The organism is Methylorubrum podarium (genome assembly GCF_040270385.1).
Lineage (GTDB): Bacteria > Pseudomonadota > Alphaproteobacteria > Rhizobiales > Beijerinckiaceae > Methylobacterium > Methylobacterium podarium.
On sequence record NZ_JBELQE010000096.1, the window covers coordinates 20,201 to 29,297 of the forward strand.

At 72.4% G+C, this 9,097-nt stretch carries 8 protein-coding genes; all 8 read right to left on the reverse strand.

Annotated elements, in window-relative coordinates; genetic code table 11:
• Positions 1-49: 49 nt before the first annotated feature.
• Positions 50-1,144, reverse strand: a complete 1,095-nt coding sequence (locus ABS772_RS19260) for a UV damage endonuclease UvsE (protein WP_350396409.1) — start codon at positions 1,142-1,144, stop codon at positions 50-52.
• A 46-nt stretch (positions 1,145-1,190) separates the two neighbouring features.
• Positions 1,191-2,210, reverse strand: coding sequence for a 5-oxoprolinase subunit C family protein (locus ABS772_RS19265; RefSeq protein ID WP_350396410.1), 1,020 nt, complete (start codon positions 2,208-2,210; stop codon positions 1,191-1,193).
• Entirely contained in the window at positions 2,207-2,932 is a 726-nt protein-coding gene (gene pxpB, locus ABS772_RS19270) for a 5-oxoprolinase subunit PxpB (protein WP_350396411.1), read from the reverse strand. The genes ABS772_RS19265 and pxpB overlap by 4 nt, the downstream gene beginning before the upstream one ends.
• A 100-nt stretch (positions 2,933-3,032) precedes the next feature.
• Entirely contained in the window at positions 3,033-3,890 is an 858-nt protein-coding gene (locus ABS772_RS19275; RefSeq protein ID WP_238256862.1) for a CheR family methyltransferase, read from the reverse strand.
• Entirely contained in the window at positions 3,890-5,038 is a 1,149-nt protein-coding gene (locus tag ABS772_RS19280; protein ID WP_238256863.1) for a protein-glutamate methylesterase/protein-glutamine glutaminase, read from the reverse strand. The genes ABS772_RS19275 and ABS772_RS19280 overlap by 1 nt, the downstream gene beginning before the upstream one ends.
• Before the next feature lie 78 nt (positions 5,039-5,116).
• A complete protein-coding gene (locus ABS772_RS19285) occupies positions 5,117-5,518 on the reverse strand; it encodes a response regulator (protein WP_238256864.1) in 402 nt (133 codons plus the stop codon).
• Between the two features lie 19 nt (positions 5,519-5,537).
• Positions 5,538-6,017 carry a chemotaxis protein CheW gene (locus ABS772_RS19290; RefSeq protein WP_350396412.1) on the reverse strand — a complete coding sequence of 160 codons (480 nt, stop codon included), beginning with the start codon at positions 6,015-6,017 and terminating at the stop codon, positions 5,538-5,540.
• Positions 6,018-6,049: 32 nt separating this feature from the next.
• Positions 6,050-8,779, reverse strand: a complete 2,730-nt coding sequence (locus tag ABS772_RS19295; RefSeq protein WP_350396413.1) for a hybrid sensor histidine kinase/response regulator — start codon at positions 8,777-8,779, stop codon at positions 6,050-6,052.
• Positions 8,780-9,097: the final 318 nt, after the last annotated feature.

Sequence of the window (9,097 nt, forward strand, 5' to 3'; positions counted from 1 at the left end):
GACGGGCAGGCTCCGCCGGGTCAAATCCGCCCAGCCGCGCTTGGCGCCGTCAGGCCGCGGCCCGCGAGAGGTCGCGCCCGATCCGCGCCGCCAGCGGCACGCTCGCCTGGTTCTTGCCCTTGGCCTCGATCTCGAAATCGCTCCAGGCGAGGTGGCGGGCGACGAGGGCGTTGACCGCCCGGTTCCACATCAGGTCGGAATGGGCGGCGAGATCGCGCCAGGAATGGCCCTGGTCCGACAGCGCCGGAAAGTCCGGCAGGGCGTCGGGATCGTGCTCGGGCAGGAGCGTTTCCCGTGAAACACTGATGTGGCTCACCGGCCGCACCCCGCGCCAGGAGGCGATCACCGCCCGGATGCGCGGATCGTCGGGCTCGATGTACTCGCCCCGGCTCTCGACCCAGTGGTGGTGGAGGTCGAGCACCACCGGCACCCGGTCGCCGAGCCGCAGCACCGCGTCGAGGCCGAACAGCGACTCGTCGTTCTCGACGGTGAGCAGGTTGCGCGCGCTCTCGGAGATCAGCGACAGGCTCTCGCGAAACCCCTCGATGCCGGGCTCGCGCCCGCCGATATGGATGTTCACATGGGCGCCGTGCGGGTGCCAGCCGGCGCCGTAGCCCAGCATCGCCATCACCTCGGCGTGGTACTCGAGTTCGGCGATGCCGTTCGCCTGCGCGTTCGGGTTGCGCGAGGCGATGATGCAGAACGGGCCGGGATGCATGCTGAGCCGCACCTCCCCCGCCCGCGCCCGCTCGCCGACCCGGGAGAGGCCGGTCTCGATCAGGCTCCGCATCGGGGCCTGCGCGTAGAGCGGCTGGGCGACCGGGTGGGTGTAGCCGGGCAGGACCGAGCTCGCCATGCGCAGGAGCCGCTCCAGCGGCGGCCGGCCCGAGACCCAGGCGATCTGGCGCTCCAGGGCGGCGAGGTTGTGGCGCACCACGCCTTCCAGCTTCTCGAACCGCGCCGCCGGCCCGAGGCGCTCCAGATGCGCCATCGTCACCGTGCCGAGATTCATCAGCTTGGCCGCGTCCTTGGCGGCCTTCAGGGTTTTGTGGGACGGGTCCGGATCGGGGATGAAGGTGCAGCAGAAGCCGAGGCGGGGCGGCTCGCCCATGTTCGGCTCGGACGTGTTGAGTTCGCGCGACATGGCCCGACAACGCGTCAGCGCCGGTTTCGGCCCCCGATGGAAAGGATCAATCCTCGGCTCGCAAAGCGTCCACCGCCGCGCCCGCGAGGTTGGCGGCCATCAGCCGCTCGGCCTCGGCCTCGACCGGCCTGAGGCGGGAGCCCAGGGCCGCGATCCGCGCCGCCGCGTCGCGGGCGAGGCGGGTGGCGGCGGCGAGGTCGATCGCCGCGAACCGCACGGCCTCGCCGGGCCGGCGCTGGGCGATCCGCCGCAGGTCGGCGGAGATGACGGTGGCGATCTTCGGGTAGCCGCCGGTGGTCTGGCGGTCGGCGAGCAGGACGATCGGCCGACCCGAACCCGGCACCTGCACCGAGCCCGCCACGGTGGCGTCGGAGACGATGTTGAAGCCGCCGGGACCGTGGGCGATCTCCGGCCCGTCGAGCTGGTAGCCCATCCGATCCGCCCGGTTCGAGACCGTGAAGGTTGCCTCGAGGAAGGTCGCGAGGCCGGCCTGCGAGAAATGGTCGTCCTGGGGGCCGAGGACGACGCGGACCGGCGCGTCCCGGTCCAGGGGAACCGGGTCGAGGGCGTGGTCCGCCTCGCCCGTCGGCGCGGCGGCGAGCGGCAGGCGGTCGCCCTCGCGCAAGGGGCGCCCGTCGAGGCCGCCGAGCGCCGCGCGCTGATGCAGGGCGCGGCTTCCCATCACCGCGGGGACGGGCAAGCCGCCCGCGACGGCGAGATAGGCGAACACGCCCTCGCGCGGACGCTCGACCGTCAGCTCCGCGCCCTCGCGCAGGATGAAGGAGCGGTGCGCGGCGAGCGGGTCGCCGTCGAGGCGCAGCCCGCTCGGCGCGCCGGCCAGGGCGAGGCGGGCGGCACCGCCCTCGACCCGCAGGCGCGCCCCGGCGAGCCCGAGTTCGAGCGCCGCCGCGTCCGGCCCGTTGCCGACGAGGCGGTTGGCGGCGGCGAAGGCGAGCGGGTCCATCGGCCCGGACGCCGACAGGCCGAAGCGGAGATGGCCGCGCCGTCCGCCGTCCTGGATCGAGGCGGCGCCGACGAGGCGGGCGAGGTGAAGCCGGGCGCTCATCCCTGGCACAGCTCGGCCACCGGCTCGCCGGCCTCCGCCGCGGCGGCGAGCGCCTCCCAGCGTTCGGCCGGAGTCGGCACGAAGCGCACCCGGTCGCCGGGGCGCAGGAGGAAGACGGGGTCGCGCGCCGGCACGAAGGTCTTTTCGGGCGTGCGGCCGAGGAGGTGCCAGCCGCTCGGCGCCGCGATGCTCGCCACCAGCGCCTGGGCGCCGCCGACGGAGACGGTGCCGGCGGGCGTCACCGGGCGCGGGCTCGGTCGGCGCGACAGGGCGAGCCCGGGGTCGAGCCCTTCGAGATAGGCGTAGCCCGGCAGGAAGCCGATCATCGCGACCCGGTATTCGGGGGCGCTGTGGCGCTCGATCACCGCCTCCGGCGCGAGGCCGTGATGCGCGGCGACCGCGTCGAGATCGATCCCGAATTCGCCGCCATAGACCACGGGGATGCGCCACAGCCGCGTGGACGGGACCGAAGCCAGCGGCTCGCCCGCGAGCGCCAGAACCGCGCGGCCGAGTGCGGCCGGGTCGGCGACGACCGGATCGAGGTGGACGGTCAGCGAGCGGTAGGTCGGCACCGTCTCCCGCAGGCCGGGCAGCGCGCGCGCGGCGAGCGCCGCGTCGAGGGCGAGCACGCGGGCGCTGAGACCCGCGTCGATCCGGTCGCCGAACTCGATGGTGAAGGCCGTGTCCCCGCAGGGCAGCAGCCGCGGCGGGTCGTGCGTCATGCCCGGCAGGCTAGCCGATCCGGCCGCCTGCCGCGAGATGGTCCGGCCCGAGAGCCTCGTCCCGGAAGCTGGTTGCCGGCTTTCGGGAAAAGACGATGCTCTAGAACCCCGCCGCGAGGCGGTGGGGCGTCGCCGCGCGCCCGGCGGCCGCGGCCTGGCGGTAGAGGCCGCGGTGCTGCGGGTCCGGCACCAGGGCCTCGGTGAGTCCGATCACCGTTTCGGCCGCGCCCAGCAGCACGGCGCCGTCGGGGGTGAGGATCTTGGCGATCCGCTCCAGCACGTCGGTCTTGGTCGGCGCGTCGAAGTAGATCAGCACGTTGCGGCAGTAGACGATGTCGAACTGGCCGAGATGCTCGAACGGGCTCAGCAGGTTGAGCGGCTTGAAGGACACCATCCCGGCGAGCGCCGGGCTGATGCGCCACTGCTCGCCGACCTGCGTGAAATGCTTCACGAGGAGCTGCACCGGCAGCCCGCGCTGCACCTCGAAATGGCTGTAGAGGCCGAGGCGGGCCTTCTCCAGCACCTCCGTCGAGAGGTCGGTGCCGACGATCTCGATCTGCCAGCCGGCGAGCTGCGCGGCGGCCTCGTGGATCATCATGGCGAGCGAGTACGGCTCCTGCCCCGTGGAGGCCGCCGCCGACCAGATCCGCAGGCGGCGCTGGGGCGCGCGGGCGGCGATGGCCTTCGGCAGCAGCACGTCGCGGAACAGGTCGAACGGCGCCCGGTCGCGGAAGAAGAAGGTCTCGTTGGTGGTCATCGCCTCGACCACCGCCCGCTCCAGCGGCCCCTCCCGCGACAGGCGCAGGGTGCCGACGAGGTCGGTGAGCGTGCCGATCCCGAAGCGGCGGCAGACCGGGGTGAGCCGGCTCTCCACGAGGTAGCGCTTCTCCAGGCCGAGGCTCAGCCCGGAGCGCTTCTTGAGGTAGTCGCGCAGGAACGCGAAATCCGCTTCGGTCATCAGACCCGCTCCGCGATCGCGCTGCGCAGGGCCGGTCCGATCTCGGGGAGCGGCAGGACGGCGTGGCACAGGCCGGCCTTGGCGACGCTGCCGGGCATGCCCCAGACCGTGCTGGTCGCCTCGTCCTGGGCGAGCAGGGTGCCGCCGGCCTCCACCAGCGCGCGGGCGCCGGCCGTGCCGTCCGAGCCCATGCCGGTGAGGATGACGGTGAGCGTCGCCCCGCCGTAGAGGGCGGCGGCGTCGAGGAACATCACGTCCACCGCCGGGCGGCAGAAGTTCACCGGCGGCCCGTCGTCGAGGCGGATCACGGTATCCGCGGCGGAGCCCGAGAGCCGCATGTGGCGCCCGCCCGGGGCGACGTAGATGCGGCCGGGCTGCACCCGCTCGTCGGCCTTGCCCTCGGCCGCCGGCAGGCCGATCCGGGCGCCGAGATGCTCGGCGAAGACCGCGGTGAAGACGGGGGGCATGTGCTGCACGATCAGCACCGGCACGCGCCGGAGGGTGGCCGCGCCGATCTTCTCCAGCACCTCGCCGACCGCCCGCGGACCCCCGGTGGAGGAGCCGATCAGCAGGACGCGGGGCGGGGCCACGGTGCGGGGCTTCGGGCGCAGCGTCACCGTGCCGGACAGGCGCGAGACCGCCGGCGCGGCGGGCGCCGCGGAGGTCGCCGCCTCGACCGCGGTCGGGGCGGGCCGGCGCCGGGCGCGGGCGGCGCCGAACACGCGGATGCGCTCGAGCAGGTCGTTGCGGAAGCCGTCGGAGGTGGTGACGCCGCGGTTGCTCTCGGGCTTGGGGATGTAATCGACCGCGCCCAGCGACAGGCAGCGCAGGGAGACGTCGGCGTTGCGCTGGGTCAGCGTCGACATCATCACGACCTGGATCCCCGGCTGCTTGGCGAGCATCAGGGGCAGGGCCTGGATGCCGTCGAGCTCCGGCATCTCGATGTCGAGGAGCACCACGTCGGGGTTGCAGCGGGCGAGCGCGTCCACGGCGGCGCGGCCGTTGGGCGCCGTGGCGACCACCTCGTGACCCGCCTCGCTCAGCCAGCGGGAGACGAGCCCGCGCACGACCGCCGAATCGTCGGCGACGAGCACCTTGATCGGGCTACGCGCCGCAGGGACTTGGGCGACGGCCGGAAATGCCGACATGAGGGACTCGTTTCCGCGGAGCGAGAAAGGGGTGGGAGGCCTCGCGGCCCCCGGATGCCGGCACGAACGGGCGAGGGATCAGGCGGCCTCGGAGGACCGCGTCGCGAAGCCCACCTGATCGAGCTTGGCGATCATGATTTCCCGGTCGAAGGGCTTCATGATGTACTCGTCGGCGCCCGCGCGCAGGGCCCGGGCGATGGCGCCGACATCGTTCTCGGTGGTGCAGAACAGGACCTTCGGCCGGTCGCCGAGGGGGGCCTGCCGCAGGTGCCGCAGCACCTCGTAGCCGTCCATGTTCGGCATGTTCCAGTCGAGCAGGATCACCGTCGGCATCGCCTCCGCGCACATCGCCAGCGCCGTGGCGCCGTCCTCCGCGTCGCGGACGCTGAAGTCGAGGGTCTCCAGGATGCGGCGGGCGACCTTTCGGATCACCGCCGAGTCGTCGACGATCAGGGCTGTCTTGTCCGGGCTGGTCTTCATGGGCGCGTCCCTCGGACTTTCAGGCGACCTTCGACTCGCGGGCGTCGCCGAAGGCGAGCAGCGCATCGACGTCGAGGATGACGAGGAGGCGTCCGTCGAGCCGGTGGACGCCGAGCGAGATGTCGCGCCAGCGGGCGTCGAGGTTGATCGGAACCGGCTCCTGCGTGTCGGCGCCGAGCTTCAGCACCTCGCCGACGCCGTCGACGATGAGGGCGAAGGTCTCGCCGGCCTGCTCCAGGCCGATGGCCATCTCGGCGGCGCCCGCCTCGCGGCCGGGGATGCCGAGGCGGCGGCGCAGGCACAGGGCCGTCACGACCCGCCCGCGCAGGTTCAGGAGGCCGACGATCTCCTTCGGCGCCAGCGGCACCGGGGTGATGCCGGCGGGCACGAACACGTCGTGCACCCGGTCGATGGTGAGCCCGAACATCGTGTCGCCGACGAAGACGGTGACGTAGTCGGTGGTGTCGATGGGAACGGCGTTGCCGTTGGCGGCCTGCATGGCGGCGTGTCCTCTTCCGGTCCGTTCAGGTCTCAGGCGGCGGCGCGGGTGTCGGCGGGCTGGGCGGCTTCGCCGATCTCGGCGAGGGCCGCGAGCAGGCCGCTGCGGTCGAACTTGGCGACGAGATCGCTGATCGCGAGGCGGCGCGCCTGCTCGATCGCGTCGGCGGCGACCGTGCCGGTCAGCGCCACCACCGGCATCTCGGCGAGCCGCCCGCCGCTCTTGCGCATGGCGGCCACGAGGTCGAAGCCGCTGCGGCCGGGCATGTCGAGGTCGCTGACCACGAGGTCGATGCCGGCATTGCCCTTGAGCAGGCCCATCGCCTCGTCGGCCGAGGACGCGGTCGTCACGCCGTAGCCCGCCGCCTTGAGCACGGGGGTGAGCATGTCGCGGAAGAAGGCCGAGTCGTCCACGAGCAGGAGCGAGGGCGCCTTGACCACCGTCTTGCGCGGACCCCGCGCCCAGTCATCGTAGGCGAGCGGCAGGAAGTGGGCGATGTTGATGATGTCGGTGGCGCGGCCCCGCAGCACCGCCGAGCCGATCAGGTCGGAGCGGTCCGCCGAGATCTCGATGTCGAGGCGCTCCTCGACGATGTCGACGATCTCGTCGACCACGAGGCCCATCGCCCGGTCGCCGTCGGAGAACACGACGAGCGCCTGGCTGCCCTCGGAGCGGATCACGATGCCCGGATCGGCCGGCACCAGCGGCATCAGGCGGCCGCGGTACTGGATCAGCGGGCGCCCGCCGAGATGCTCGATCTTCGAGGCGTCGATCTCCTCGAGGCGGGTGACGAGGGAGAGCGGCACCGCCTTGAAGCCGCCCGCGCCGCCCTTGAACACGAGGAGCGTCGCCTTGGCGTCGCCGGCCTCGATCTCCTCGACCTCGGTCTCCGTCGCGGCGCCGGACTGCGCGCTCTGGCCGACCAGCTTGGCCACGCCGTTGGGATCGACGATGAGCACCACGGCGCCGTCGCCGAGGATCGTGTTGCCGGCAAACAGCGGGATGTGGCGCAGCTTCGACGACATCGGCTTCACGACGATCTCTTCCGTGTGGAAGACCTCGTCCACGAGCACGCCGAAGCGCTGCCGCCCGACCTGGGCCACCACCACGAAGCCGGACTCGACGATCTCGCCTTCCTCGACGGTCGCCTGCCCGCGCATCAGCCCGTCGAGGGTGACGATCGGCAGGAGCCGCTCGCGCAGGCGCAGCACCGGCGCGCCGTGGATGCGCTCGATCGAGTTCGCGCTCTTGTTCTCGCCCTTGGGATCGACCCGGACCAGCTCCAGCACCGCGATCTGCGGCACGGCGTAGCGCTGCTCGCCGGCCTTGACGATCAGCGCCGAGACGATGGCGAGCGTCAGCGGGATCTTGATGGTGAAGGTGGTGCCGCGCCCGAGTTCGGTGGCGATGTCGACCACGCCGCCGATGGTCTCGATGTTGGTCTTGACGACATCCATGCCGACGCCGCGGCCGGAGACCGAGGTGACGGTCTTGGCGGTGGAGAAGCCGGCGTGGAAGATGAACTTCGCGACCTGCGCGTCGGTCATCCTCTCGACCTCCGCCGCGGGGGCGAGGTTGCGCTCGATCGCCTTCTTGCGGATCGCGGCGAGGTCGAGGCCCTTGCCGTCGTCGGCGATCTCGATCGTGATCGTGCCGCCCTCGTGATAGGCGGAGAGGCGGATCGTGCCGCGGGCCGGCTTGCCGGCCTTCAGGCGCTCATTGGTGGACTCGATGCCGTGGTCGGCCGAGTTGCGCACCATGTGGGTGAGCGGGTCCTTGATGACGTCGAGGACCTGGCGGTCGAGCTCGGTCTCGGCGCCGGACATTACCAGCTCGATGCCCTTGCCGAGTTCGGCCGAGAGGTCGCGCACGACGCGGGGCAGCTTCTGCCACGCATTGCCGATCGGCTGCATGCGCGTCTTCATCACGCCTTCCTGCAGCTCGGCGGTGACGTGGCTGAGGCGCTGCAGCGGGACCTTGTAGCCGGAATCCTCGTGGCGGCGGGCGATCTCGAGGAGCTGGTTGCGGGTGAGCACCAGTTCCGAGACCATCGTCATCAGGTGCTCGATGGTGTCGACGTTCACGCGGATCGTCTGGACCTTGGCGATCGGGCCCTCGCCGCCCTCGGCGGCGGGCGCCGCGGAACGCTCGGGAGCCGGGGCGGGGGCGGCCGGCTCGGGCGCGCTCTCGAAGACGGGCTCGGGGGCCTCGAAGGCCGGCTCGGGGGCTTCGAGGACCGGCGCGGCGGAGACGTCGTCGGGACCCGGCGCTTCCATGAAGGCGCGCTCCAGGTCCTCCAGCGAGACTTCGCCGGGCTTGAGCTCCCGCTCGACGATCGGCGGCAGCTCGGGCAGGGACGGCGGCGGCGGAGCGGCGGCGGCGGGCGCCTCCTCGGAGGCCATCTGCTCGAGGGCGCCGATCAGGTCGGCGTCGGCGCCGGCCGGCTCGGAGCCGGTGGCTTCGAGGTCGGCGAGGATCGCCTTGAGGCGGTCGAGGGTGGCCAGGATCAGCGTGACCGAGGCGCCGCTGACGGGATAGCCGTCGCGGAAGCGCCCCATCAGGGTCTCGGCGGCGTGCGCCAGGGCCTCGAGCCGCGGCAGCCCGAGGAAGCCGCAGGTGCCCTTGATGGTGTGAACGAGCCGGAAGATGTTGCGCAGGATCTGCTGGTTGTTGGGATCCTGCTCGAAACGGACCAGCTCCGCATCGACCGTGTCCAGATGCTCGGCGCTCTCGACCAGAAATTCGCGAAGCAGATCGTCCATGGGGGGTACTCGTCTACGCGCACTAAGGGACGTGCGACGAGCACTCTCGCCTCGGAAAGTTAGTGAAGCGTTGAGGGCGGGGCGGCTCCACAACTGTTTTTAGGGGGAATCGGCCAGATCGGGCCAAGACGCGCGGCCGGCTGCCGTCCCGCGTGAGCTTTCGGAGGCGGCCGCCCAGGCCGTTTCCGGTCGATCACCCCGGGCCTCCTCGCCCGCTCTCGTCCCCCTTGTGGGGAGGAGGCAGGAGGTGGGGGTGGTTCAGGATGAGGCGGTGCGGTGCCTTCTGCACCACCCCCACCCCGAACCCCTCCCCACAAG